Here is a 25966-nt window from a genome sequence, read left to right as displayed (position 1 = left end):
GGAAGACGAAGAAACCATGGCAGAGTTGACAATCTCAGCGCAGGACATCCAAGGCGCCATCGAGAACTACGTCTCGAGCCTCGAGATTGGCACGGGTCGCGAAGAGGTCGGCACTGTCATCGACGCCGGCGACGGTATCGCCCACGTCGAGGGTCTGCCATCGGCGATGGCACAGGAACTCCTGGAGTTCTCCGGCGGTGTCATGGGAATGGCGCTCAACCTCGACGAGCACAGCATTGGCGCTGTGATCTTGGGCGACTTCGACTCCGTCGAAGAGGGTGGTTCGGTCAAGCGGACCGGAGAAGTGCTGGCGGTTCCCGTAGGCGATGCGTTCTTGGGTCGGGTGGTCAATCCTCTCGGCGAGCCGATCGACGGTCTCGGAGAGATCATTGCCGAAAGCCGCCGCCCCCTGGAGTTGCAGGCACCATCGGTGATCCGGCGGCAGGGCGTGCACGAGCCGCTGCAGACGGGCATCAAGGCCATCGACGCGATGACCCCCATCGGGCGAGGTCAACGGCAGCTCATCATTGGTGACCGCAAGACGGGCAAGACCGCAGTATGCGTCGACACGATTCTCAATCAGCGCCAGAACTGGGAGACCGGTGACCCGTCGAAGCAGGTTCGATGCGTGTACGTCGCGATCGGACAGAAGGGCACCACGATCGCCAGCGTGCGCCGTGCTCTACAAGACGGTGGCGCCATGGAATACACCACCATCGTTGCCTCCCCGGCGTCAGATCCGGCTGGCTTCAAGTACCTCGCCCCATACACGGGCTCAGCCATCGGCCAGCATTGGATGTATGAGGGCAAGCACGTACTCATCGTTTTTGACGACCTGACCAAGCACGCTGAGGCCTATCGCGCGATCTCCCTGCTGCTTCGCCGCCCACCGGGCCGCGAGGCCTACCCCGGCGACGTGTTCTACCTGCACTCCCGGCTGCTGGAACGCTGCGCGAAGCTCTCCGATGAACTCGGTGCAGGCTCGATGACCGGGCTTCCGATCATCGAGACCAAGGCGAACGACATCTCGGCCTACATCCCCACCAACGTCATCTCGATCACTGACGGGCAGTGCTTCCTGGAGACTGACCTGTTCAACCAGGGTGTCCGTCCTGCCATCAATGTTGGCGTGTCGGTCTCCCGGGTCGGCGGAGCAGCCCAGATCAAGGCGATGAAGGAAGTGGCCGGCTCGCTTCGGCTCGACCTGTCCCAGTATCGCGAACTGGAAGCCTTCGCCGCCTTCGCCTCCGACCTCGACGAGGTCTCAAAGGCGCAGCTCGAGCGCGGCGCCCGCCTCGTGGAACTGCTTAAGCAACCTCAGTACAGCCCGATGTCCGTACAGGATCAGGTCGTCGCCACCTGGCTGGGCACCAGGGGCCACCTTGACTCTGTCCCCGTGGCTGATGTGGCACGGTTCGAGTCGGAGTTCATCGAGCATGTGACGGCCTCCCGAGCGGGGATCCTCTCCGACATCAGGGACAGTCAACTGCTCACCGAGGAGACAGAGAGCCAGCTCGTCGACGCTGTTGGCGAGTTCAAGAGGGGCTTCGCGACTTCCGACGGCAGTCTGGTCATTCCCGACACGCATGTCGACGCGATGGATGAGGGCGACGAGAAGAAGGAGTCCGTTCAAGTGCACAAGCCCGCCCCGAAGAAGCCGTAATGGCAGCCACGCTCCGTGAGCTCCGCGGACGCATTCGCTCGGCAACCTCGATCAAGAAGATCACCAAAGCGCAGGAGCTCATTGCGACATCGCGGATTGCCAAGGCCCAGGCACGGGTCGACGCGGCACGTCCCTACGCGGCCGAGATCACCAACATGCTGTCCAACCTCGCTGCCGGCGCGGCGCTCGACCACCCGCTGCTGGTGCCGCGAGAGAACGCCAAGCGCGCTGGGGTGCTGGTGGTGACTTCCGATCGTGGGCTGTGCGGCGCCTACAACGCCAACGTGCTGCGTCGCGCCGAGGAACTGATCTCTCTGCTGCGCCTTGAGGGCAAGACTCCGGTCGTGTCTGTGGTTGGGCGCAAGGCGCTGGGCTACTTCAGCTTCCGCAACTGGGTCATCAGCAACTCATGGGTCGGTATCTCCGAGAAGCCGACCTACGAGGACGCCCAGGAGATTGCCAAGGTTCTGGTCGAGGCCTTCCTCGCCGGGGCCGACGACGAAGGCGAATACCCGGGACCGGACGGCGTCCTTGGCGTCGATGAACTGCACATCGTGTTCACCGAGTTCGGATCGATGCTGTCCCAGACCGCCCAGGCTCTGCGAATCGCGCCAATGGTGGTGACCTACGACGAGGAGGATTCCGGGCCTCGCACCCTGTTCAGTTTCGAGCCGGATGCCAACACCTTGTTCGACTCATTGCTGCCGCGGTACGTCGCGACCCGAATCTTGTCGGCGCTGCTTGAGTCGGCTGCCTCGGAGTCGGCATCTCGGCGTCGCGCGATGAAGGCGGCCACCGACAACGCGGACGACCTCATCACGGATCTCACCTTGATGGCCAACCGCGAGCGTCAGGCTCAGATCACCCAGGAAATCAGCGAAATCGTCGGCGGGGCGAATGCCCTCGCCGATGCCAAGTAGATCAACGAGAAAGCGAAGAGGACCATGACCGCCATCCAAGAGACCGACAGTTCCCCCAGCACCAGCGACACGGCTGGGCGGGTGGTCCGCGTCACCGGCCCAGTGGTTGACGTGGAGTTCCCCCGCGGCTCGATCCCGGGGATGTTCAACGCCTTGCACGTCGACATCACCTACGGCCCCATGGCCAAGATGCTCACACTCGAGGTCGCTCAGCACCTCGGTGACAGTCTCGTGCGAACCATCTCGATGCAGCCCACCGATGGTCTGGTACGTGGGGCAGAAGTGACCGACACCGGCGGTCCGATCACCGTGCCGGTGGGCGATGCTGTCAAGGGTCACGTGTGGAACGTGTTGGGACAGTGCCTGGACGATCCCAATTACGGCGGCGACCTGGAAAGGTGGCCAATCCACCGCAACCCACCGTCATTCGACGAGCTCGAGCCGCGAACGGAGATGCTCGAGACCGGCTTGAAGGTCGTGGACCTGCTCACCCCATACGTGAGTGGTGGCAAGATCGCTCTGTTCGGTGGTGCCGGCGTGGGCAAAACGGTGCTCATTCAGGAGATGATCAACCGTATTGCGCGCAACTTCGGCGGGACCTCGGTGTTTGCCGGGGTGGGGGAGCGCACTCGCGAGGGCAATGACCTCTGGGTTGAGCTAGCCGACGCCAACGTGCTCAAGGACACCGCGCTGGTCTTCGGCCAGATGGACGAGCCGCCGGGTACCCGCATGCGTGTGGCGCTGTCGGCGCTGACCATGGCTGAGTACTTCCGTGATGTCCAGAAGCAGGACGTGCTGCTGTTCATCGACAACATCTTCAGGTACACCCAGGCGGGTTCGGAGGTCTCCACGCTGCTGGGGCGCATGCCGTCTGCAGTGGGGTACCAGCCGACTTTGGCAGACGAGATGGGCGCGCTGCAGGAGCGCATCACATCCGTTGGTGGTCGCTCGATCACCTCGATGCAAGCCGTCTACGTCCCCGCCGACGACTACACCGACCCGGCGCCGGCAACAACCTTCGCCCACCTGGACGCAACAACGGAACTGTCCCGCAATGTGTTCTCCAAGGGAATCTTCCCCGCCGTGGATCCGCTGGCATCGAGCTCGACGATCCTGGACCCGGCCATCGTCGGCGAAGAGCATTATCGCGTCGCACAGGAGGTCATTCGAATCCTTCAGCGCTACAAGGACCTTCAGGACATCATCGCCATCCTGGGCGTCGATGAACTGTCCGAGGAGGACAAGCAGTTGGTCAACAGGGCGCGGCGCATCGAGCGCTTCTTGAGCCAGAACATGATGGCTGCCGAGCAGTTCACAGGCCAGCCTGGCTCGACGGTGCCAGTCAAGGAGACCATCGAGGCTTTCGACAAGCTGTGCAAGGGCGAGTTCGACCATGTTCCAGAGCAGGCCTTCTTCCTGATCGGTGGCCTGGACGACCTGGCGAAGAAGGCTGCAAGCTACGGCGTCACTCTGTGACGCGAGCCTCGAGGCGAAGGGTGGCGTGATATGGCCGAATTGGACGTCTCCATCGTTGCCGTGGAGCGCAAAATCTGGTCGGGAAAGGCGACTTTCTTGTTCACCCGTACGACATCGGGCGAAATCGGAATCTTGCCCCACCACATCCCGCTGGTGGCTCGACTCGTCGATGATGCGATGGTTCGGGTCGAGCGCGAGGGCGAGGACGACCTGCGCATTGCGGTTGACGGGGGCTACCTGTCAGTGACCGAGGCGGGCGTCACCATCCTGGCGGAGTCCGCAGAGTTCGCGTCTGAGATCGATGAGGACGAGGCCAAGACCGACGCGGCCTCGGACGATCCGAGTACCGCGGCTCACGGTCGAGCACGGCTACGAGCGCTTGGCCAGCTTGACTAGGCACCGGGAGCGCGTTGCCGTTGCTGCAGCAGCGAGCGCCACACGCTAATAAGAATTCAAATGATGAGAGGGGCCGGAATCCTCCGGCCCCTCTCATCATTTCCCGTTCAGGCGTCCTTGATGTTGCGGCCAGGCTCCCAGAGCACGTCACCGCCAGCGGAGAGATTCGCAAGGCGGGAAAGGATGAACAGCAGGTCACTGAGTCGATTCAAATAGGTAGCAGTGAGCGGATTCATGCCGCCGTGATAGGTATCAAGTGCCGCCCAGGTGCTCCGCTCTGCACGCCGAACTACTGTGCGCGCAAGGTGCAAGCCGGCGGCAGCCGGGGTGCCCCCGGGAAGGACGAACGAGCGCAACGGTTGCAGCCGCCCGTTGTACTCATCGCACGCGTGCTCAAGGGCATCGATGTACGGCTGCGTGACACGCAAGGGCTCATGCGGCGGATCGTCTACCACTGGGGTGCACAGATCAGCACCGACGTCGAAGAGATCGTTCTGGATGCGCACGAGAAGTGCAGTCACGTCGTCGGGGAGTTCCTTCATAGCCACGACCACGCCGATTGCGCTGTTGCTCTCGTCGACGTCGGCGTAGGCCTTGAGCCGCGGATCGTTCTTGCCGGTCCGACTCATGTCGCCGAGTGAAGTAGTGCCGTCATCACCAGTGCGGGTATAGATGCGCGTCAGATTCACCATGGTTTGACCTTATGCCAAGCATTGGCTTGGGCTTAGGAGTGTTGGGTCTGCTGCGGCACCCATGCCTGACCAGAGTCCCAAGGCCAAGGCCAAGGCCAGTGGCAGTGCCACGAAGGCCCCCTTCACTCCGCCCCTGCTCAATGAGCCGATTGCGCCGCAGCACGGCCAACTGATGGGAGAGGTTGCTCGCACCGATCTCGATCTGCTGAAGAAGTTCGTGAACTGCGTAGTCGCCCTCGCTCAGTAATTCCAGCACTTGGATCTGCGCAGGATGACCCAGTGTGCGAAAGAACTCCGCATTGGCCTCGTACAAGGGTCTTGTCATTGTCGCTACCCCTTTTCTTGAGGACTTAAGCACTTGAACATATCTTCAATTGGATTCACAGCGTGAGATTGACGAGGAGGACGAACTCCTACGATGAAGCCGTGGAACTTCTCAAGGTGGTCGGCGGTGTTCGACTGCAGGGGGTGGTCCGCGTCACTGGCGCCAAGAATTCCGTGCTGAAGTTGATGGCAGCTGCACTACTCGCCGAGGGCAGCACCACCCTCTTGGACGTCCCCGACATTCTCGACGTCGAGATCATGGCCGAGCTGCTTCGCCGGCTTGGTTGCTCGGTAGTGCACGAGCGCGAGGAGCAGTCGGTCGTCATCGATGTTCCCGCGACTCTCGAGCATCGAGCCGACTACGACCTCGTGCGACGCATGCGCGCTTCCATCTGTGTGCTCGGTCCGCTGCTTGCGCGCTGTGGCGTTGCCGACGTTGCACTGCCAGGCGGTGACAACATTGGATCTCGCGGTTTGAACATGCACATCGAGGGCCTCATTCGACTCGGCGCTACTGCAGTCAGCGAACACGGCTACCTCATTGCCTCGTCAAACGGCCGGCTTCAAGGGGCGTCCATCTACCTGGACTTTCCCAGCGTCGGAGCAACCGAGACCATCCTGATGGCTGCCGTGACGGCCAAGGGCGAGACGGTCATCGACAACGTGGCTCGTGAACCAGAAATCATCGACATCTGCCAAATGCTCATTGCGATGGGCGCAAACATCGATGGCCTTGGTTCGTCAACGCTGACGGTGTTTGGGGTCGATGCTCTGCACCCCGTTACTCATCGCGCAGTTCCTGATCGCATTGTTGCTGGGACCTGGGCAGCAGCCGCGGCCATCACTCAAGGCGACATCACAGTGCGCAATGCGCAGGTCGGGCACCTGCAGATTGCTCTGGAGAAACTTCAGATCGCCGGCGCTGATATCAGTGAACTGGACGATGGATTTCGCGTTGTCATGCACGAGCGACCACGTGCTGTCGACATCGTCACTCTTCCGTATCCAGGGTTTCCGACCGATCTACAGCCGCAGTTCATTGCCTTGAATTCTGTTGCCGATGGTGCCGCACTGGTCACTGAAAATCTCTTCGAGGCACGGTTCAGATTTGTCCAGGAACTGGGACGGCTAGGAGCCGATATTCGCATTGACGGGCACCACGCACTCGTGCGCGGTCGACCCCAACTCTCGGGCGCACCTGTTGATGCAACAGATATTCGTGCGGGGGCAGGCTTGGTGCTCGCTGGCCTGGTAGCCGAGGGTGAGACCACGATCTCTGGGGTCTCACATATTGACCGTGGCTATGCCGGTTTCGTGCCCGACCTGATTCGGCTCGGCGCTCAGATCAGCCGGGTGTCGGTTAAGGGCGAGAGTTCTTCAGCACTTCTGTAGCCCGAGCAAGATCAGCGGGCCAGACCATCACTCTTGGGCCATCCAAGGTTTCGGCCAGATTGGCGCGCAAGCCGGCGCCCTCGAGCTTGCGTCGAAGGAGCTCGCCCTCAATGACGCTTCCGGGTCTGGCAACTGGCACCAGGAGGCCGTATTGATCACTTGCGCCCGATCGTGGGGGAGCAGCAACAACTGACTTCCCGCGGGCATAGGTCCATCGCAGAATGAGCATCAGTACGCCAACGCCCAGCAAGGCACACAGGGGTCCATAGAAATAGGAGAAGGTGCTCCATGCTGGCACTTGCCCATCGTGCACCCGATTTGGCACAAACCGCACATCGGTACGGTTGCGAGGTGCGAATTCTGGTGGCTACGTGCACCGTCGACTACGTCGGCCGGTTGACCGCCCATCTGCCTTCGGCGCAGCGACTGATCATGGTCAAGGCCGATGGCTCGGTGCTCGTGCATGCTGACGGCGGTTCGTACAAGCCTCTCAACTGGATGAGTCCGCCCTGCTCACTGCGCGAATCGATTTTGGAAACAGGAGAGCTTCTGTGGCTGGTTGAGAACAAGGCAGGGGAGCAGTTGCGTATCACTTTGCATGAGGTCGACCATGAGTCCTCGCATGAACTCGGTGTTGATCCGGGCCTGCAGAAGGACGGCGTCGAGGCGCATTTGCAGGTGCTGCTCGCCACGCACGTTGGCATTCTCGGCGAGGGCTGGAGCTTGGTGCGACGCGAGTTTCCGACTGCAATTGGCCCAGTGGATTTGATGTGTCGAGATGGTGGTGGCGCATCGGTAGCCGTCGAGATCAAGCGACGCGGGGAGATTGATGGTGTTGAGCAACTCACGAGATACCTGGAACTCCTGAATCGCGATCCGCTCCTTGCGCCGGTCACTGGAATCTTTGCGGCGCAAGAGATCAAGCCACAGGCACGCACTTTGGCCGAGGATCGCGGCATTCGTTGCGTCGTGCTGGATTACGACACTCTCAAAGGCACTGAGGATCCGAGCCTTCGACTGTTCTGAAGTGCATGAAAGACTGCGCATGTGGGCCGGAAGAATCGTCGTCAGGTAGATCCCGGATCCCAATCCCAGCCAGCCGCTTACGGTCTGCGCAATACTGAGGATTACGGCGGTGAGGACTGGATCGTCCAGACCATCACTGGTGCTGCAGCCACGAAGCCCTATCGATGCCCGGGTTGTGATCATGAGATTCACCCGGGAACCCCGCATGTGGTGGCTTTCCCAGCTGATGGACTGGGTGGAGTCGATACTCGCCGCCATTGGCACAAATCGTGCTGGTCATCTCGTCACACTCGTGGTCCGCGGCACCAACGCGGTTCGCGCTACTGAGGACAGATATGGCAGAAATCAACGCCAACTCAGTGCTTCCGGCACTTCGACGGCCAATCAACTTGCGTACATCTGATGGCTTGAATCTCATCGGAGAACTTGCGACTCCGCTCGAGCATGCGCCAGTGGCGACCATCGTCTGCGTCCACCCACTGCCCACAGCTGGCGGAATGATGGACAGTCACGTGCTGCGCAAGATGGCCTGGCGGCTGCCTGCCCTTGCCGATATTGCGGTGCTTCGTTTCAATACGCGCGGTACCACGAGCGCGGGCGGAACAAGCGAAGGTGTCTTTGATGACGGAGGGGCCGAAGGTCGCGATCTGGCTGCCGCACTCGCATACGTAGGGGAGGCGAATCTCCCGCAACCTTGGGTGTTGGGCTGGTCATTTGGAACCGACGTGATCCTCAAACATGCACTTGCAGCACGAACGGCTCAGGGGATTGCCGGCGCAATCCTGCTTTCGCCGCCGCTGAGATTTTCAACCGATGAGATGCTCGACATCTGGGCCGCCTCACAATTGCCCTTGATTGCGCTGGTGCCAGAGTTCGATGACTACCTCCAGCCACCAGAAGCTCATCAACGTTTTTCGCGCGTACCCCAGGCGAAGGTGATTGGTGTTGATGGGGCAAAGCATCTGTGGGTGGGGGAGAAGGCTGTGTCCGCTGTTCTAGATCTCATCGTTGCGTCCGTGGCTCCACAGTTTTCGCCTCTGCCACGTGAATGGGCTGGCCCGATGGACCGCTGGAATGACCTAGCCTGAGCTGTCTGTCTGCTCGGGTCTATGGGCTCGTTAATGGCTGGGCGGCGGGGGCTTCAGCTGCATTCTTGAGAAGTTGCGAGTAGGTGGCCGCACCCTTCGAAGTCAGATGTACGCCATCTGACACGAAGTACTCAGGATGTCCGTGCGAGGCGTTGTACCAATCGACAAGCACCACGTTCGGATAGTCCTTGGCGACGTCATCGATGACGTTGTTGTTTGGGTTGCGCCAAGTGCGCGGCATGTTGTCATTGACCAGCACCACACGCGCATGCGGCTTCAAGATGTTGAGCATCTCGCGAAGCATGGATTCAGGCAGCACTCCATTCGTGCCCGGGTGCACGATGACAGTGGATCCAAGCTTGTTCGCCTTTTCGTAGCGCTTGAGTGGACCGATGAACGCGCCGGGAAAACGAGAAACAGCGGCATCGATGGTGATGCCCGGCATCGCGCCTTGAAGCGACTTGCGCGCGCCGAGCATCACGGAGTCACCCATGGCGCTGACCGAAGGCTTGACATTCGATGTGGTGTCGATGGTGACCGCAGGGCGATCGCCGATGGCCGCGATTATGTCTGGAGCGGTCGTGGTGTTTCTTGCTGTGACCACAAGTGCTGTCAAGATCGTGACGAGCGCCAGGAGCGAGACGAGCAATGCACCTGGCACCTGCCAACGTAGCTTTGATCGGGTGGCAGTGGTTCCGCGCTCCCACTTGTTCTTCAGCTTTCCAATTGCTCCACGGCGTATGGGCATTTCGAGATAGCGATAGCTGAGCTCGGCTGCACCAAAGGTCAGTCCGAGACGAAGCACGAGCAGCGAAAGCCCGTCGAGAGGGATGTCCAATTCAGGTCGCGTGACGGCAAAGATCGGCCAGTGCCATAGATAGAGGCCGTACGAACGTTGCCCGATGTAGCGAAGTGGCTGGAGCCCCAGCAGCCAGCAGAACCCACTAGCCGGATGGCTTGTGATGGCGATGAGCAAAGCGACGATTCCAGCGAGGATAAGAAAACCACCGCGATAGAGCCATGGCGCGAATTCGCCAACGAATACGTAGAAGCCAAGCAGGCCGGCAAGGGCCAAGACGCCTATCAGATTCAACAGATTTCGGGCTAAGGGGTTGACCTTGGCCTGCATACGACCCGGGCGCCAGACCGCCGCGAGTGCCGCTCCGATCAGCAATCCCATTGCGTGAGAGTCAGCGCCGAAGTACACCCGAGTTGGATCTGCAAGTTCTGGGTAGCCATTGGCATTGGACAGGTAGAACATCCAGGCAGTGGACGCAAAGGCAAGCAGCAGCGAGAAGAGCAGCACTCCACGTCGTTGCCACTTGCGCATGATCAAGAAGGCAACTGCGGGCCAGATGAAATAGAACTGCTCTTCGATGGCAAGTGACCACAGGTGCTTAAGCAATGGTGGTCGAGCAATGAAGTCGAAGTACGACTGGTCGCCGACGATGTACCACCAGTTATTGACATAGAAGAATGAGGCGATGATGTCGCTGAGCGATCTGCCAGCCGCATCTTTGTAGAAGAAGGCGCTGACGATTCCAACGACAAGGAGCACGGCGATCAGAGCTGGAAACAGCCTGCGTATGCGTCCGAGATAGAAGACCTTGAAGTTGATGCGACCCGAACGTTGGTACTGCTCGAGAAGAAGCGAAGTGATGAGAAAGCCACTGAGGACGAAGAAGACATCGACACCAAGAAATCCGCCTGGAATGAAATCGAGATCCGCGTGGTAGAGGAGCACTCCAATGACGGCGATGGCACGAATGCCATCCAGACCAGGGATGTAACCCATCTCGCCGGCCTTGCGCCCACGATCAATATGCCAGGGTGTCTGCGGACCTCTGGGCACGGCTGTGTCCGCCGCCACTTGAGTCACATCTGTTTCAGACACGGTTCATCGTAAGAGTTCCACGATGTCTTTCGCACCGCCGAAGAGATCTTGTTCATGGGTCAGCCACCACGCGGTCACCAGGGCAGTCATCAGCAGCAAGATGATGAACCACTTGATCGCCTTACGTATCAAGGCGAGGAATGCCAAGGCTCCTAGTGCACCGGCAAGCAGCGCGAGCAGTTCTGAGCGGTGTTGATCTACGAAGACGCCGATGTCAGACATCGGCCCGCTGAAGGATCCGCTGGGTACTAGTGAGCAGCGTGTGCAGGTGGCTCCACCAGTTCAACGAGCACGCCACCACAGTCCTTGGGGTGGGCGAAGTTGATGCGTGAACCGCCGGTGCCGCGCTTTGGGGTGTCGTAGAGCATCCGAACGCCGCGGGCGCGCAGTTCATCTGAAGCCGCATCGACGTTTTCAACCGTGTAGGCCATCTGCTGGATTCCGGGGCCATTGCGATCAAGGAACTTGGCGATTGTGGACTCTGGGCCGGTTGGAGCCAGCAACTGCAGCTGCGCGCCGCTGCCATCGATACCGACCATGGCCTCACGTACACCCTGCTCCTCGTTCACCTCCTCGTGCAGCACGGTCATGCCGAATACCTCGGAGTAGAACTTCATTGCCACGTCGAGATCTGCAACGGCAATTCCAACGTGGTCAACGCGCTTGAAGATGGGGTCCATGGAGGCATCTTGCCTTAAGAGGAGCGGCGCTGCCATGCACCTGGCTCATCCAGCAGGGCAGCCACAGTCGTGGGCAATTCGTTGGACGCGACCTCAGCCAAGGTGATGTGCTCAAGGACATCGCGAATCGCCGCTCGAACGGCAATCCAGACCTCGCGAAGATGCTCAGAGGGCCCGGAGTAGACGACGTCTTCGGGCCGTTGGCCGCGCACGGCTGCCAGTGGACCGTCCAAGGCGCGCACGACATCGGCAATGGTCACTTCATCGGGGGAGCGATCCAGGCGGTAGCCACCTTCTGCCCCTCGTTGGCTGGCCACGATCCCTGATTGGCGCAGTTGACGAAGGATTCCCTCCAGGAATTTCACCGGGATGTCCTGGGCCTTGCTGATGACCTCGCCCTTGACTAGCTGTTTGGGATTCTCGCGGTAGGCGGAGGTGAGTTCTAGAAGGGCTCGCATCCCATAGTCAGCCTTGGCGGAGATATGCACGGTTTGCATTGTCCTCTTTTTCACGGGGAATGGTTGCCAAGGGTCGGCAGGAGTGCCGGTGTGTCTGACTTGCGTTCTTTTCCAACTATCATTATCTTTCCCATCAACTAAGTAGGAAAATCGATCCAGTAAGAACAAACATCCCAATTCGAAAGGCAATGATGAACAAGTTCACCAAGCGGGCAGTACTCGCCGCGACAGCACTGAGCGTTGCGGTGCTTCCGGTAGCGGCGCACGCTGCGCCCACGCCCACGCCCACGCCCACGCCAACGCCTACCCCATCTGCCACTTCAGTTCTGCCGAAACTGCCGAAACTGCCGACCGCGTCCGTGGTGCGCATCGGCTTCTTTGCAAACCTCACTCACGCGCCCGCACTCGTTGCAGTGCAGCTTGGCTTGTTTGAAAAGGCGCTGGCCAAGGAAGGCACCAAGGTCGAGTACACGGTCTTCAATGCCGGTCCGGCTGAGATCGAGGCCATGAAGGGCGGCGCAATCGATATCGGCTACATCGGGCCGAACCCGTCAGTGTCGGGCTACACCTCGACCAGCGGCTCCTTGTTGCGCGTCGTTTCAGGTGCAACCTCCGGTGGCGCTCAGCTCGTTGTGCGCCCTGGCATCAATAGCATCGCTGATCTCAAGGGCAAGAAGATTGCGACTCCTCAACTCGGCAACACTCAGGACGTCGCGCTTCGTTCGTTCTTGAAGGAAAAGGGCCTTACGTTCAACTCGGCCGGCGGTGGCGATGTGGCCATCATCCCGACTGACAACGCAACGACGCTGACTCTCTATAAGCGTGGCGACGTTGATGGTGGCTGGTTGCCTGAGCCGTGGGCTTCACGCCTGGTGCTCGAGTCCGGCGCAAAGGTGCTGGTCGACGAGAAGGATCTGTGGTCAGGTGGGCAGTTCGTCACGACCGACATCATCGCTTCGCAAGCCTTCTTGAACCAGTACCCAGGCACGGTGCGAACGGTCCTGCAGGCCAACAACAGCGCGATCAAGTGGATCGCCAAGAACATCCTGCCGGCAAAGGATGCAGTTCAGGAGCAGATCACCAAGTGGACGGGCAAGCCACTGGCCGACAACGTCATCACTCGCTCGTGGGGCAACCTGCGCTTCACCTGGGATCCACTGCCATTGACCTTGAAGAAGAGTGCCGACGATGCGGTCATAGCTGGATTGCTCAATTTGAATCCTGGTGCGTTGAGCGGCATCTATGACCTGCGTCTGTTGAACAGCGTGCTCAAGGCCGCAAAGGCAAAGCCTGTTACGGCCGCTTCGCTCGGTCTGCAGTAGCGGTGGATGGGCGCCGGTGTTGGGACGGGGGTCCCGCACCGGCGCCTCAACTGGCCAACGAAAGTGGGGAATCATTTATGGCCGTTGCTCAGGGAGCAGTGGAACTCGCGAATATCGTGAAGAAGTTCAGCGCAGACGGTCCGATCATTCTTGACGGCGTGAGTCTTGCAGTGAAGCCAGGCGAGTTCGTCTCGCTCGTCGGAGCCTCTGGCTGTGGCAAGTCCACCCTTTTGAACATCATCGCGGGGCTTGAGACCACAACCACCGGTTCCGTTGGTCTTGCTGGTCCGCCAACGTTGATGTTCCAGGAACCCGCGCTCATGCCGTGGCTGACCGCCGGCAAGAACATCGAACTCGCTCTCGAGCTCAGTGGAGTGCCGCGCAAGGACCGCAAAGCTCGTGCTCAGGAGTTGCTTGAGCTCGTCCACCTTGAGCGCTCCTATAAGCAGCGGCCGCACGAACTCTCAGGCGGCATGCGTCAGCGAGTAGCCATCGCACGCGCGCTTGCGCAAGGACGCTCAGTGCTGTTGATGGACGAGCCTTTTGCCGCCCTCGATGCCATCACTCGTGACTTCCTGCACGAAGAGATCACGCGCATCTGGAGAGAAACTGGCATCACGATAATTTTCGTCACGCATAACGTGCGTGAAGCTGTGCGGCTCAGCGAGCGGGTGCTGCTGATGTCTTCTCGACCAGGTCGCATCATCCGCGAATGGGATATCGGATCACATGAGCCGTGGCGGCTGGACTCAACAGATGTCTCGCAACTTGCCAGCGAAATCACCAACAATCTGCGTGAGGAGATCGTTCGCCATGCCGTCTGACGTTGATACTCAAGGTCCCAGCGGCGGCACAGATCTCAAGCGCCTTGAGTCAGGTCTTGATGCGCTTGAGACTCCGCGCGAAGAAAAGCGGAGCATCGGCGCTTTCTTCTTCACTCTGCTGTCGCCACTGATTGCCATTGGCGCGATACTCCTCATCTGGCAGATCGTCATTTGGCTGCAGTGGCAGCCCGACTACATCATTCCTTCGCCGCACGATGTGTGGAGTGCACTTGGCCAGCAGGCAACTCAAGACATCCTGTGGCAGGCAACGTTCAATAGCATTCAGCGGGCGGCAAAGGGCTTTGTATTTGCAGTGATCATCGCAACGCCTATTGGTGTGGCGCTTGGATTGAACAAGACCTTGCGTGCAATCTTCGGCCCGATTCTCACTGGTCTTCAGCAGCTGCCGTCGGTTGCTTGGGTTCCTGCAGCAATCATCTGGTTCGGCCTTTCTGATACCACGATCTACACCGTCGTGCTCTTGGGTGCTGTGCCTTCGATTGCCAACGGGCTCATCGCTGGCATCGATCAGATCCCGTCCATCATCCTGCGCGCCGGCCAGGTGATGGGCGCCGAGGGCCTTGCTCGAGTGCGCCACATCGTGCTGCCCGCGGCTTGGCCCGGCTACCTTGCTGGGCTGGAGCAGGGCTGGGCCTTCGCTTGGCGCTCGCTGATGGCTGCTGAATTGATCGCCGTTTCGCCAGCGCTTGGGCCAGGCCTTGGCCAGATGCTCGACAACGGACGCTCGCTGGGAGACATGGCATTGGTGATCGGCTCGATCTTCATGATTCTTGCCGTTGGCGTGCTGGTGGAACGAATCGTTTTCGCACCAATGCGTCGCCGCACCCTGACCAACCGCGGGCTGCTCCGCTAGTCGCGGCTCGCATGGCATAGGCAAGAATGGGACCTGTGTCGACACCATTTGCTGCCCGGGGTGCAATAGATCTGGGTGCCTTAGCCACCAATCGCAAGCAACAGCAAGCTGCTGAGGTTGCCAAGGCACAGGCACCTACAGGCGTGATCTTCGATGTCACCGAGGCCGAGTTCCAGACGCGAATTCTGGATCAGTCCAACACGGTGCCGGTTGTGCTGGATCTCTGGGCTACCTGGTGCGAGCCGTGCAAGCAGTTGTCACCCATCTTGGAGAAACTCGCTGCTGAAGCAGGTGGCAGTTGGATTCTGGCCAAGGTTGATGTGGATGCCGAGCCGCGCATTTCGCAGGCCTTTCAGGTTCAATCGATTCCCTCTGTGTTTGCAGTGGTCAAGGGTCAGGTGCTCCCGCTGTTCCAGGGTGCATATCCAGAAGCTCAAATCAAGCAGGTGCTGGCTGAGTTGCTCAAAGTTGCGGCCGAGCAAGGGGTGACGGGCACCTTTGGTGAGGCGGCGGCGCCCGCCGCTGAAGTCGAAGCGGAGCAGCCAATTGATCCACGGTTCGTTGCTGCCTTCGATGCTGTCGAGGCCGGGGATTGGCTTGCTGCTGAACAGGCATACCGTGAAGTGCTGCTCCAAACGCCGAATGATGCCGAGGCTCTGGCCGGTCTAGCAATGGTGGGTCTCTATGGCAGAACTGAGTCGGCGACCCTCATTGAAGATGCTGCGCAATCAGATGTTGATGCTCAGCTGGCCCTTGCTGATGCCGAAGCACTCAACAGCGATTGGGCTGCGGCCTTTGCTCGCTTGATCGCAACAGTGAAGGCCACGACAGGTGAGGAGCGCAATCGCACGCGGACTCGTTTGTTGGAGCTGTTCGTGATTGCCGATGATGATCCGGCCGTCGCACCCGCTCGTACTGCCCTTGCCAGTGCGCTGTTCTAGCAACTACTCCCTGGCACGAGTGAACGACAAGTAGACAGCCGAAAGCGGCGGCAGCACGATGTCTGCTGAAGCTGGCCGACCGTTCCAAGCCTGCGGATGTGCAGTGACAAGTCCAAGATTGCCAAGGCCGGTTCCGCCGTAGTTGGCCGCATCAGTGTTGATTAACTCTTTCCACTCGCCAGCGAACGGCAATGCGATGCGATATGTGGTGCGCGGCACTGGAGACATGTTGACGGCTACAGCCACACAGCTGCCAGCCTCATCCCAGCGAAGCCAACTGAAGATATTGGAGGCTGAGTCATTGGCATCCAGCCACTCGAATCCATTCGGGGAGTCGTCGCGTTGCCACAGCGCTGGATGCTCGCGGTAGACCCGATTCAGATCACTGACCGCGGCGAGCATGCCAGCATGCTCAGCGAACTCCAGAAGCCACCATTCCAGGCCCTTTTCGCTGTTCCACTCATGCGATTGCGCGAACTCTGTGCCCATGAATATGAGCTGCTTGCCAGGGTGCGCCCACATGAAACCCAGGTAGGCACGAAGATTCGCCAGCTTCTGCCATCGATCGCCCGGCATCTTGTCGATGATTGAGGCCTTGCCATGGACGACTTCGTCATGCGAGAGCGGCAGTACGAATCGCTCGCTATAGGCGTACATCATCGAAAAGGTCATCGAGTTGTGGTGATACTGCCGGTGAATCGGCTCTCGACTCACATAGTCAAGGGAGTCATGCATCCATCCCATGTTCCACTTGAATCCAAAGCCGAGACCACCATTGAAAGTTGGCTGTGTCACGCCCGGCCAGGCAGTTGATTCTTCTGCGATCGTCATCACTCCGGGCACCCGCTTGTAGACGGTTGCATTCATCTCCTGCAAGAAGGAGACGGCCTCAAGATTCTCGCGGCCGCCGAACTGATTCGGTGACCACTCGCCGTCCTTGCGGGAGTAGTCCAAATACAACATTGAAGCCACGCCATCGACGCGCAATCCGTCGAGGTGGAATTCCTCGAGCCAGTAGATGGCGTTGGCAACCAAGAAGTTGCGCACTTCAGTGCGCCCGTAGTTGAAGATGAATGAACCCCAGTCAGGGTGCTCGCCTCGTTGCGGATCTGGATGTTCGTAGAGGGCCGTGCCGTCGAAGCGAACAAGTGCCCATGGGTCAGTCGCGAAGTGTGCAGGCACCCAATCGACGATCACGCCGATGCCTGCCTGATGGAGTGAGTCGATCAAGAACCTGAGGTCATCTGGCGAACCAAATCGCGCAGACGGGGCGAAGTAGGAGGTGACGTGGTAGCCCCAGGAAGGGGCATACGGATGTTCGGCGAGCGGCATGAACTCAATGTGCGTGAATCCAGTTGCTTGTACGTATTCGACGAGTTCTGTTGCCAGACCGCGGTAGTCCAGATGTGGTCGCCACGAGCCGAGATGCACTTCGTAGATGCTTAGAGGCAGCCGGTGAGGATCAACTACTGCACGTTCATCGATCCATTCGTGGTCCGCCCATTGATGGGAAGACGTGTAGACGATCGAGCTTGTTGCGGGAGGCACTTCGGTTGCGTAGGCCATTGGATCGGCTTTCTCACGCCAAACGCCGTCCTTGCCCAGGACATTGAATTTGTAGACAGTGCCTTCAGCAATGCTTGGCACGAACAGTTCCCAGACACCTGTCGAACCAAGTGAACGCATGGGATGAGCCATGCCGTCCCAGAAATTGAAATCTCCACTGACGCGCACGCCCTGCGCGCTCGGAGCCCACACCGCAAACGAGACGCCCGTAACCACGCCGAAGGGAGTGTCGTATTGGCGCACATGTGCTCCGAGAACTTGCCAGAGTTGCTCATGGCGTCCCTCTGAGATCAGATGAAGGTCGATCTCGCCGAGAGTGGGAAGGAATCGGTAGGGGTCATCGCCTGGAATGACGTTGCCGCCGTATGTGGCGTCGACGACGTAGTTCGGCACTTGAGCACCAGGCAGGATCGCGAACCAGACGCCTCGATGCTCATGTGTCATAGGGATTCGCGCCTCAGGCGTGACCACCGTTACTGCATCAGCAGTCGGGCGCAGCACGCGAATCGTCACAGATTTCCCGCTGATGTGCGGACCCAGAACGGCATGCGGGTTGTGATGCCAGCCGTCAACGATCTGGTCCAGTTCAGACAGGCTGACCTCGACCCGACCAATTGGGCTAGTTGCCACCAGCAGCCTCCCTTGGCACATGGATCACGTGGGCGATCTGCTCCCAAGGCGCGAGACGAACATACGCCTCGCGACCCCAGGTCCAAGAGTGGTCGTGCAAGAGATCATTGGCAACGAACCGTTGCTCCCAATCCATGCCAAGCACTGGCATGTCCCAAGAAATGACTCCCTGTTGGGCTTGGTATGAATCTAAGGAGCACACCACGAGCATGACATCGCCTTCGTCAATCTTTGAGAAGGCGATGATGTTGGGATTGCTGCTCTGATGGAAATGCAAGGAGCGCAGATCCTGAAGTGCCGGATGGGCCCGGCGAATCGAGTTGAGTTGAGTGAGCAATGGCGAGAGCGAGAGCCCCTTCTCCTCGGCTGCTTTCCAATTGCGTGGCCGATATTGGAATTTCTCGCTGTCGAGGTACTCCTCGCTGCCCGGCCGAAGTGCCACATGTTCAAAGAGTTCAAAGCCGCTGTACACACCGTAACTTGGAGACAAGGTTGCTGCGAGGACTGATCGAATCTCGAATGCGTGCGGCCCGCCATTTTGCAAGTACTCCGTCAGGATGTCTGGAGTGTTGGTGAAAAGGTTCGGACGCATTTGCGCTGCAGCCGGCCCAGCGAGTTCGCGCAGATACTCCTCGATTTCTTGTCGGGAGTTGCGCCAGGTGAAGTAGGTGTAACTCTGTTGAAAGCCGACCTGCGCGAGTGCGCGCATCATCGGCGGCTTGGTGAATGCTTCAGCGAGGAATAGCACCTCGGGATCGGTGCTGTTGATGGAAGCGATCAATCGCTCCCAAACCCACAAGGGTTTGGTATGCGGGTTGTCCACGCGGAAAATGCGCACGCCTCGTGCGATCCAGAGTCGCACGATGCGCTCAACCTCGAGATACAGGCCTTCCGGATCTAGGTCGAAGTTCAGTGGATAGATGTCCTGGTATTTCTTTGGCGGATTTTCCGCGTAGGCAATCGTGCCGTCGGCGCGTGTGGTGAACCACTCGGGATGTGTGGCCACCCATGGATGGTCTGGTGAGGTTTGCAGGGCCAGATCAAGCGCAAGTTCCATGCCGAGTTCCTCGGTTCGCGCCACAAACGCGGTGAAATCGCTCAGGTTTCCGAGATCTGGATGAATGGCGTCATGGCCGCCCTCCGCAGATCCGATCGCCCAGGGCGAGCCGGGATCCCCGGCCTTGGGATTCAGGATGTTGTTGGGTCCCTTGCGATTGACTGCGCCTACCGGATGAATCGGAGGCACATAGACAACGTCAAAGCCCATCGCAGCAATTGCAGGCAGCCGCAACATCGCCGAACGAAGGGTTCCAGATCGCTTCTTGCCAAGATCAGCACCCTCACTGCGCGGGAAGAGTTCATACCAAGCTCCTACAAGTGCTCGCCGACGTTGTACCTGCACGGGCCATGGGCCGCTGGACGTTACGGATTCGCGAATCGGGTGGACGTACATCGCGTCGGCTGCACCAGGGTCGACTGCGGATGCCAGACGAATCTTGGGGGCCAACTCAGATCTCAAGGCCCGGATGGCCACATCGATGACAGAGTTACGCGGGATCGTGGTTTCGCTCAGAGCTCGTTCCAGAATGCGCGCACCCTCTTCGCATTCAAGTTCTACGTCGAGGCCCGCCGGAATCTTGATGGCAGCTCGCTGCATCCACGTGGACCATGGGTCTCCCCAAGCCTCGATGTCGAAATGCCAAAGCCCCATCGCGTCTGGACGGAACTGACCAACCCAAGTGTCCAATCCGTCGTTCGTCGGCATCATGCGGGTACGTGAATGCTCAAGTCCGGCATGGTCGCGCACGACAAGGTGCAAGCCGAGAGCGCCATGGCCATCGCGAAAACTCGTGCAGCGAACCTCAACAAGCTCACCCACGGCGGCGGCAGCTGGGCGGCGTCCGCCGAGCACAGTCGGGCTGATGTCAGTGATCGGGAAGCGGCCAGAGAGCTCTGCGGCAACAGTGGTGTTCGGCGGCAACCAAGGCTCGGCATTGGCCTGCACTCTTGCGGCGGGAGCTCTCTTCACGGCATCGACCATGGTGCAGACCGTACCGGCGAGAGCGGCGGAAACACGGCTGCTGCCCCCTCACGATCAGTGCTCGATGTCATGGCACCCAGATGTTGCGTGAAATTCACACCGCTGTGATCTGGGTGGCAATGTAAGCGCTATCATATCGACTACTCTAGGCTCGTGAGAGCGATTAGACGATTCACTGTCCGCACAGTCCTTCCGCAGCGTCTGGCTGCCCTAGAGGATCTCGCGCTGAACCTGCGGTGGTCGTGGGATCCAGAGACTCGCGATCTGTTTAAGTCCATCGACCCGGCCTTGTGGCTAGCGGTCGAGGAGGATCCCGTGCGCCTGCTTGGCGAGGTATCGGCAGACCGCCTTGAGGAGTTGGCAGCCGATGACGGCTTCGTGCAGTGGATCAACCACCGCTCAGAGAATCTGAGTGACTATCTGGCAAGTGATCGCTGGTACCAGTCGCTGGGCGAGGACTCAGCCAAGGGCATCGCCTATTTCTCCCCAGAGTTCGGCGTGACCGCGGCGCTGCCGCAATACTCCGGCGGCCTTGGCATTCTGGCTGGCGATCACCTCAAGACCGCGAGCGATTTGGGCGTCCCGATTATTGGTCTGGGCCTGTTCTATCGCGCTGGCTATTTCCGGCAATCCCTTTCGCGCGATGGCTGGCAGTTGGAGCGGTACCCGGTCTGTGATCCCGATGGCAGCCCGGTGATCTTGCTTCGCGAAGCCGATGGCACCCCTGCAAGCATCGAGGTTGGTCTGCCCGGCGGACGAGCGATTCACGCGCATGTCTGGATTGCCCGTGTTGGCCGTATTCCACTGCTGATGCTTGATTCAGACGTGGAAGAAAACGGCCAGGCCGAGCGCGAGGTCACCGATCGTCTCTACGGCGGTGGAGGAGAGCACCGGTTGCTGCAGGAAATACTGCTCGGCATCGGAGGCGTGCGGGCGTTGCGCGCCTACTGCCGCATCACCGGAGCGCCAGAGCCCGAGGTCTTCCATACCAATGAAGGCCATGCTGGTTTCTTGGGTCTGGAGCGCATTCGTGAGCTTGTGCAGTCTGAAGTCAAACTCAGTTACGATGAAGCCTTCGAGGCAGTACGGGCTGGCACGGTCTTCACCACGCACACGCCTGTTCCCGCCGGCATTGACCGCTTTCCACGCGAACTGGTCGCCCGTACTTTCGGTGGCGATAACGCGGTCGCCGGAGTTCCAGTTGAGCGGATCTTGGACATGGGCGCTGAGGATTACGCTGGCGGTGACCCCAACGTCTTCAACATGGCCGTCATGGGCCTTCGCATTGCCGGACGAGCAAACGGGGTGAGCCTGCTGCATGGTCAGGTCTCACGTGGCATGTTCGCTGGGCTGTGGCCAGAGTTCGACATCGAGGACGTACCCATCACCTCGATCACTAATGGCGTTCATGCCCCAACCTGGACTGCCCGTCAGATTCGCGATCTTGCACTTGGCTCGGACCGTGCCGAGATGCTCAACGATGCTGATGGCTGGCATGCGATTGCCGATGCTCCCGATGACCGCCTCTGGGCCGTCAAGCGTGAGTTGCGGCAAGAGCTGATCAAGATGACGCGCACAATGCTGCGCGATTCATGGCTGGCGCGGGGAGCCACCGATTCTGAGTTGAAGTGGATCGACTCAGTCATGGATCCCGATGTGCTCACCATCGGTTTCGCTCGGCGTGTTCCTTCATATAAGCGATTGACGCTGATGCTGCGCGACAAGGCACGGCTGCGCGCATTGCTCCTTGATGAGGAGCGCCCGATTCAAGTGGTCGTTGCGGGCAAGTCACACCCCGCCGATGAGGGCGGCAAGCGGCTGATCCAGGAGCTCGTGCAGTTTGCCGATGGGGAAGATGTCCGTCACCGCATTGTCTTCCTGCCGAACTACGACATGGCGATGGCAACGATCCTGTATCCAGGTTGTGATGTTTGGCTGAACAACCCGATTCGCCCGCTGGAGGCAAGCGGTACTTCAGGCATGAAGGCCGCCCTGAATGGCGCACTCAATCTCTCCATCTTGGACGGCTGGTGGGATGAGTGGTTTGACGGCCAAAACGGCTGGGCCATCCCGACCGCAGATGGTGTTGACGATGCCGATCGCCGTGACGATCTTGAAGCTGCCGGGCTCTATGACCTCATGGGTCGGGCGGTTGCGCCCACCTTCTATGAGAACAACGAATCAGGTCTGCCTGGTCGCTGGATCGGCATGGTTCGGCACACCTTGCGCACCCTTGGGCCCAAGGTGCTCGCCAGCCGCATGGTCAGCGACTACGTCAACAATCTGTATCTGCCAGCAGCCCATGCTGGTCGCGTGGCAAGTGCGAACGACTTCGAGGTAGCTCGTGAACTGTCGTACTGGAAGTCGCGCGTGCGTGCCGCATGGCCGTCAGCTCAGGTGGAGCACGTTGAAATTCAGGGGATCGGCGACATCGTGAATCTGGGCACTGAAGTTGAGATTCGCGCCAACATCGCGCTCGGGGATCTGACTCCTGACGATGTCATCGTGCAGGTCGTGCACGGTCGGGTTGATTCCAATGACCGCATCGTCCATCCGCAATCCCCAGTGATGACAGCGGCCGAGAGCTACGAGGGCAACCGATGGCTGTACACCTTGAATTTGGATCTCGATCAGAATGGCCCCTTCGGCTATACCGTCCGCATCCTTCCCTCACACCGAGGCCTGGCCTCGCCGTTGGAGATGGGCTTGCAGACGATGCCTATCGTGGTCGCCGAGATCGAGGTAGGCGAGCCGCCAGTGCAGTTCGCTGGCTGAGTTTTAGTCGCTGACTCGGAACAGCACCAGGCTTAGCGGAGCCATTGTGATGACTCCACCAGCGGATTCGTTTGCCTCGGACTGCGTTGATTGATCGGCCGCTGAATCCAGGATGCGCCGGTAGCTCGCGCCATAGGGCTTGCCTGGCAAGGTGAACTCCAGTTCCTCTTCGCCCGCATGCATGATCAGCAGAAATGAATCGTCGCTGACCGGTGGGCCGTCGAGTCGATCCTCTAGATCACCTGCGATGTACATGCCAAGAGTTCTTTGATCTGCGTCATGCCAAGCGCTCTCCGGCACCTCATGACCGTCGGGCCCGATCCACGCCAGATCCTTGGGACCGCCTTCCGTCATCGGCCGACCGTCGAAGAAATAGCGCTGCCGGAAGGCTCGATGCAATTTGCGAATCTGCATGACCTGTTGGTTGAAGGCCAAGAGGTCGGCTTGCCTCTTGGTGAGTTGCCACTCGATCCAGGAGATCTCATTGTCTTGACAGTAGGCATTGTTGTTGCCGCGCTGAGTCCTTCCGAACTCGTCGCCTGCGGTGAACATTGGCACGCCCGTTGACAGAGCCAAGGTGGTGAATAAGTTGCGAAGTTGTCGATCGCGAACGCCATTGATCGCCAGATCTTCAGTTGGCCCTTCGACTCCGTAGTTGCGTGAACGGTTGTCGTTGGTGCCGTCGCGGTTGTTCTCGAGATTGGCCTCGTTGTGCTTGGTCTCATAGCTCACGAGATCGTTCATCGTGAAGCCATCGTGCGCCGTGATGAAGTTGATCGATGCAAAAGGTCGACGGCCCTCGGAGGCGTATAGATCAGCCGAGCCGGTCAAGCGCCAGCCAACTTCGCTGATGCCCGTTGCACCCCGCCAGAAATCGCGGATGCAGTCGCGGTACTTGCCATTCCACTCAGTCCACAGTGAGGGAAACTCGCCGACTTGATAGCCGCCAGGCCCTACGTCCCAGGGTTCAGCGATGAGCTTGACCCGGCGGAGCACCGGATCCTGATGGATCGTGGACATGAAGGTGCCGAGCATGTCGACATCGTGCATCGATCGTGCCAGTGCCGAGGCGAGATCAAATCGAAATCCGTCAACGTGCATTTCAGTGACCCAGTAGCGCAGTGAATCCATGACGAGCTGGAGTACATGCGGCTTGGAAATATCCAAGGTGTTTCCAGTGCCGGTGTAATCGGTGTAGTGACGTCCGCTATCGCGGAGCCGGTAGTAGTCGTCGTTGTCGATGCCTCGAAAGCTCAAGGTTGGGCCCATCTCGTTGCCCTCGGCCGTGTGGTTGTAGACGACATCGAGGATCACCTCGAGCCCCGCTGCGTGCAGATCCTTGACCATCTGCTTGAACTCATTGACCTGTTCGCCGCGAGTGCCAGTTGATGAGTACAGAGCATGGGGCGCGAAGTAGCCGATCGAGTTGTAGCCCCAATAATTCGTCAGACCTGTCTCAAGCAGATGGATCTCATTGAAGAACTGATGCACGGGCATGAGTTCAATGGAGGTGACACCCAGGGACTTCAGATGTTCGACAACCAGCGGATGCGCAACACCTGCGTAGGTACCGCGTTGATGTTCGGGAATACCCGGATGCAGTTTTGTCAGGCCTTTGACGTGAGCCTCATAAATGACCGTATCGCCCCAAGACACGTGATGAAATTTGTCGTCGCCCCAATCGAATTTGCTGTCGACCACGATTGAGCGCGGCATGAATTCAGCGGAGTCAGCGACGTTGAATGCCAAATCGTCGGTGCCAACGTGACCGAAGATTGATGGGTCAAGCGCAAGTTCACCTTCGATCGCGCGCGCATAGGGATCGATCAGTAATTTATTCGGATTCCAGCGATGGCCAATATTGGGATCCCAGGGACCGTGGACTCGAAATCCATAGCGAGTTCCTATCGGCACGTTGTGGACGTGTCCGTGAAAGATGTTGAACACCTTGTGCGTGATGTCGATGCGACTTTCAACGCCGGCTTCGTCAAACAGACACAACTGAATCAGTTCAGCGCCCTCAGCCCACAAGGCCACATTCACACCGCCATTGCCATCAGGCGTGACCCCTAAGGGATCCCAACCGGGACGTGCATGCGTGTGGGCCATTGGATACACGCTACTAGGGCTGCGAGGGCGAAAGTCCGCCGATAGGCTCCCCTGAACCGCCTCATTTAAGTGGAGAAGACATGCCTGAGTTCGTCAATCTTGAAGTTCTTGATGCAGTGGCTGTCGTCACTCTGCAGCGTCCGCCAATGAATGCCTTGTCAGTGCAGGTGCAGTCAGAGATTTTCCAGGTGGCGAGTGAACTTGCGCTTCGCGATGATGTGCGCGCCGTGGTGCTGTATGGCGGGGAACGGCTATTTGCCGCCGGCGCCGATGTGAAGGAAATGGCTGAACTCGACTACCAGGCGATGATCAACATCTCTGTGCGACTCCAAGAGGCATTCTCTGCGGTAGCTCGCCTTCCTCAGCCCAGCATCGCAGCGATCACCGGCTTCGCCTTGGGAGGCGGCTGCGAATTGGCACTCACCTGTGATTTCCGCGTGGCGGCCGAGAACTCGCGATTGGGTCAACCCGAAATGCTGCTGGGTTTGATCCCAGGTGCCGGAGGCACTCAGCGCCTGCCTCGACTCATCGGTGTAGCGAAGGCCAAAGAGCTGATCTTCTCGGGACGCTTCGTTGATGCACAGGAAGCGCTGTCCATTGGTCTTGTTGATGTTGTCGTGCCAACAGATCAGGTGCTCGCGCGAGCGATGGAGTGGGCAACTCAGCTTGCAGCCGGGCCCCGCATTGCGATGCAGGCGGCCAAGCGTGTGATTGATCGCGGACTCGATGTCGATCTTGAAACTGGACTTGAAATGGAGCGGCAAGCCTTCTCGTCGCTATTTGCCACCGAGGACCGCATCAATGGAATGCAGTCATTCATTGAAAACGGCCCGGGTAAAGCAAGTTTCACTGGTCGCTGAGGCGGGCACTACCAT

General features: G+C 59.4%; 23 protein-coding genes and 1 pseudogene. 14 read left to right on the top strand and 10 right to left on the bottom strand.

Translation table 11 applies throughout. The annotated features are described in order from the left end of the window. Positions 1–16 precede the first annotated feature (16 nt). The 4 genes from atpA to Q7L55_07950 are packed head-to-tail and all read left to right on the top strand — an operon-like array spanning position 17 to position 4455. Entirely contained in the window at positions 17–1663 is a 1647-nt protein-coding gene (gene atpA / locus Q7L55_07965; GenBank protein ID MDO8732490.1) for a F0F1 ATP synthase subunit alpha, read from the top strand. Further along, the gene (locus Q7L55_07960) at positions 1663–2583 is read left to right on the top strand and encodes a F0F1 ATP synthase subunit gamma (GenBank protein ID MDO8732489.1); all 921 of its coding nucleotides are present in this window, start codon (positions 1663–1665) and stop codon (positions 2581–2583) included. Before atpA ends, Q7L55_07960 begins: the two co-directional genes overlap by 1 nt. Positions 2584–2607: 24 nt before the next feature. Next, positions 2608–4059 carry a F0F1 ATP synthase subunit beta gene (gene atpD, locus Q7L55_07955; protein MDO8732488.1) on the top strand — a complete coding sequence of 484 codons (1452 nt, stop codon included), beginning with the start codon at positions 2608–2610 and terminating at the stop codon, positions 4057–4059. A gap of 30 nt (positions 4060–4089) precedes the next feature. Further along, on the top strand, positions 4090–4455 hold the full coding sequence (locus Q7L55_07950; protein ID MDO8732487.1) for a F0F1 ATP synthase subunit epsilon: 366 nt from the start codon (positions 4090–4092) through the stop codon (positions 4453–4455). A 107-nt stretch (positions 4456–4562) separates the two neighbouring features. Here the strand turns inward: Q7L55_07950 and Q7L55_07945 are convergent, their stop codons facing one another. Further along, complete coding sequence (locus tag Q7L55_07945) at positions 4563–5147, bottom strand: cob(I)yrinic acid a,c-diamide adenosyltransferase (protein MDO8732486.1); 585 nt, start codon at positions 5145–5147, stop codon at positions 4563–4565. Positions 5148–5286: 139 nt separating this feature from the next. Continuing rightward, a pseudogene (locus Q7L55_07940) lies at positions 5287–5472 on the bottom strand (ArsR family transcriptional regulator). A gap of 101 nt (positions 5473–5573) precedes the next feature. On the opposite strand from Q7L55_07940, the gene murA reads away from it, so the two are divergent. Further along, positions 5574–6863 carry a UDP-N-acetylglucosamine 1-carboxyvinyltransferase gene (gene murA / locus Q7L55_07935; GenBank protein ID MDO8732485.1) on the top strand — a complete coding sequence of 430 codons (1290 nt, stop codon included), beginning with the start codon at positions 5574–5576 and terminating at the stop codon, positions 6861–6863. On the opposite strand, the gene Q7L55_07930 is transcribed toward murA, so the two are convergent. Then, on the bottom strand, positions 6832–7161 hold the full coding sequence (locus Q7L55_07930) for a hypothetical protein (GenBank protein MDO8732484.1): 330 nt from the start codon (positions 7159–7161) through the stop codon (positions 6832–6834). The genes murA and Q7L55_07930 overlap by 32 nt on opposite strands. A gap of 53 nt (positions 7162–7214) precedes the next feature. Here Q7L55_07930 and nucS point away from each other — a divergent pair, with 53 nt between their 5' ends. The 3 genes from nucS (at position 7215) to Q7L55_07915 (ending at position 8977) form a co-directional block, all read left to right on the top strand. Further along, positions 7215–7889, top strand: a complete 675-nt coding sequence (gene nucS, locus Q7L55_07925; protein MDO8732483.1) for an endonuclease NucS — start codon at positions 7215–7217, stop codon at positions 7887–7889. 84 nt (positions 7890–7973) lie between these two features. Continuing rightward, positions 7974–8216: an ATP/GTP-binding protein gene (locus Q7L55_07920; GenBank protein ID MDO8732482.1), complete on the top strand. Its 243-nt coding sequence runs from the start codon at positions 7974–7976 to the stop codon at positions 8214–8216. Between the two features lie 8 nt (positions 8217–8224). Then, positions 8225–8977, top strand: coding sequence for an alpha/beta hydrolase (locus Q7L55_07915; protein ID MDO8732481.1), 753 nt, complete (start codon positions 8225–8227; stop codon positions 8975–8977). Positions 8978–8996: 19 nt separating this feature from the next. Here Q7L55_07915 and Q7L55_07910 read toward each other — a convergent pair whose 3' ends face one another. The 4 genes from Q7L55_07910 to Q7L55_07895 are packed head-to-tail and all read right to left on the bottom strand — an operon-like array spanning position 8997 to position 12039. After that, a complete protein-coding gene (locus Q7L55_07910; GenBank protein ID MDO8732480.1) occupies positions 8997–10871 on the bottom strand; it encodes an acyltransferase family protein in 1875 nt (624 codons plus the stop codon). A gap of 3 nt (positions 10872–10874) precedes the next feature. Continuing rightward, the gene (locus Q7L55_07905; protein ID MDO8732479.1) at positions 10875–11093 is read right to left on the bottom strand and encodes a hypothetical protein; all 219 of its coding nucleotides are present in this window, start codon (positions 11091–11093) and stop codon (positions 10875–10877) included. 26 nt (positions 11094–11119) lie between these two features. Further along, positions 11120–11551: a methylmalonyl-CoA epimerase gene (mce, locus tag Q7L55_07900; protein MDO8732478.1), complete on the bottom strand. Its 432-nt coding sequence runs from the start codon at positions 11549–11551 to the stop codon at positions 11120–11122. A 14-nt stretch (positions 11552–11565) separates the two neighbouring features. Next, entirely contained in the window at positions 11566–12039 is a 474-nt protein-coding gene (locus Q7L55_07895) for an Rrf2 family transcriptional regulator (protein MDO8732477.1), read from the bottom strand. Positions 12040–12197: 158 nt separating this feature from the next. Between Q7L55_07895 and Q7L55_07890 the strand changes: the two genes are divergently transcribed. The 4 genes from Q7L55_07890 (at position 12198) to Q7L55_07875 (ending at position 15970) form a co-directional block, all read left to right on the top strand. Next, on the top strand, positions 12198–13331 hold the full coding sequence (locus tag Q7L55_07890; protein ID MDO8732476.1) for an ABC transporter substrate-binding protein: 1134 nt from the start codon (positions 12198–12200) through the stop codon (positions 13329–13331). A gap of 77 nt (positions 13332–13408) precedes the next feature. Next, positions 13409–14155, top strand: coding sequence for an ABC transporter ATP-binding protein (locus Q7L55_07885; GenBank protein ID MDO8732475.1), 747 nt, complete (start codon positions 13409–13411; stop codon positions 14153–14155). Then, positions 14145–15029, top strand: a complete 885-nt coding sequence (locus tag Q7L55_07880) for an ABC transporter permease (GenBank protein ID MDO8732474.1) — start codon at positions 14145–14147, stop codon at positions 15027–15029. Before Q7L55_07885 ends, Q7L55_07880 begins: the two co-directional genes overlap by 11 nt. Before the next feature lie 35 nt (positions 15030–15064). After that, positions 15065–15970 (top strand): tetratricopeptide repeat protein, encoded by a 906-nt coding sequence (locus tag Q7L55_07875; GenBank protein ID MDO8732473.1) that lies wholly within the window; start codon positions 15065–15067, stop codon positions 15968–15970. Positions 15971–15973: 3 nt separating this feature from the next. Here the strand turns inward: Q7L55_07875 and glgB are convergent, their stop codons facing one another. Then, positions 15974–18166, bottom strand: a complete 2193-nt coding sequence (gene glgB, locus Q7L55_07870; protein MDO8732472.1) for a 1,4-alpha-glucan branching protein GlgB — start codon at positions 18164–18166, stop codon at positions 15974–15976. Further along, complete coding sequence (locus tag Q7L55_07865) at positions 18156–20207, bottom strand: alpha-1,4-glucan--maltose-1-phosphate maltosyltransferase (GenBank protein MDO8732471.1); 2052 nt, start codon at positions 20205–20207, stop codon at positions 18156–18158. Before Q7L55_07865 ends, glgB begins: the two co-directional genes overlap by 11 nt. A gap of 153 nt (positions 20208–20360) precedes the next feature. Between Q7L55_07865 and glgP the strand changes: the two genes are divergently transcribed. After that, complete coding sequence (glgP, locus tag Q7L55_07860) at positions 20361–22982, top strand: alpha-glucan family phosphorylase (protein MDO8732470.1); 2622 nt, start codon at positions 20361–20363, stop codon at positions 22980–22982. 3 nt (positions 22983–22985) lie between these two features. Here glgP and glgX read toward each other — a convergent pair whose 3' ends face one another. After that, on the bottom strand, positions 22986–25091 hold the full coding sequence (glgX, locus tag Q7L55_07855; GenBank protein MDO8732469.1) for a glycogen debranching protein GlgX: 2106 nt from the start codon (positions 25089–25091) through the stop codon (positions 22986–22988). Between the two features lie 80 nt (positions 25092–25171). Between glgX and Q7L55_07850 the strand changes: the two genes are divergently transcribed. Then, positions 25172–25951 (top strand): enoyl-CoA hydratase-related protein, encoded by a 780-nt coding sequence (locus Q7L55_07850; protein MDO8732468.1) that lies wholly within the window; start codon positions 25172–25174, stop codon positions 25949–25951. Positions 25952–25966: the final 15 nt, after the last annotated feature.

The organism is Actinomycetota bacterium (assembly GCA_030650795.1).
Taxonomy (GTDB): Bacteria; Actinomycetota; Actinomycetes; order S36-B12; family S36-B12; genus UBA11398.
This window is presented reverse-complemented; position numbering and strand designations above follow the sequence as displayed.

Coding starts and splice junctions, on each gene's coding strand:
- Q7L55_07945 (MDO8732486.1), bottom strand. CDS start 5,147: ATGGTGAATCTGACGCGCATCTATACCCGCACTGGTGATGACGGCACT.
- Q7L55_07850 (MDO8732468.1), top strand. CDS start 25,172: ATGCCTGAGTTCGTCAATCTTGAAGTTCTTGATGCAGTGGCTGTCGTC.
- mce (MDO8732478.1), bottom strand. CDS start 11,551: ATGGACCCCATCTTCAAGCGCGTTGACCACGTTGGAATTGCCGTTGCA.
- atpD (MDO8732488.1), top strand. CDS start 2,608: ATGACCGCCATCCAAGAGACCGACAGTTCCCCCAGCACCAGCGACACG.
- Q7L55_07950 (MDO8732487.1), top strand. CDS start 4,090: ATGGCCGAATTGGACGTCTCCATCGTTGCCGTGGAGCGCAAAATCTGG.
- Q7L55_07880 (MDO8732474.1), top strand. CDS start 14,145: ATGCCGTCTGACGTTGATACTCAAGGTCCCAGCGGCGGCACAGATCTC.
- atpA (MDO8732490.1), top strand. CDS start 17: ATGGCAGAGTTGACAATCTCAGCGCAGGACATCCAAGGCGCCATCGAG.
- glgX (MDO8732469.1), bottom strand. CDS start 25,091: ATGGCCCACACGCATGCACGTCCCGGTTGGGATCCCTTAGGGGTCACG.
- Q7L55_07885 (MDO8732475.1), top strand. CDS start 13,409: ATGGCCGTTGCTCAGGGAGCAGTGGAACTCGCGAATATCGTGAAGAAG.
- Q7L55_07915 (MDO8732481.1), top strand. CDS start 8,225: ATGGCAGAAATCAACGCCAACTCAGTGCTTCCGGCACTTCGACGGCCA.
- Q7L55_07865 (MDO8732471.1), bottom strand. CDS start 20,207: ATGGTCGATGCCGTGAAGAGAGCTCCCGCCGCAAGAGTGCAGGCCAAT.
- Q7L55_07890 (MDO8732476.1), top strand. CDS start 12,198: ATGATGAACAAGTTCACCAAGCGGGCAGTACTCGCCGCGACAGCACTG.
- Q7L55_07960 (MDO8732489.1), top strand. CDS start 1,663: ATGGCAGCCACGCTCCGTGAGCTCCGCGGACGCATTCGCTCGGCAACC.
- Q7L55_07905 (MDO8732479.1), bottom strand. CDS start 11,093: ATGTCTGACATCGGCGTCTTCGTAGATCAACACCGCTCAGAACTGCTC.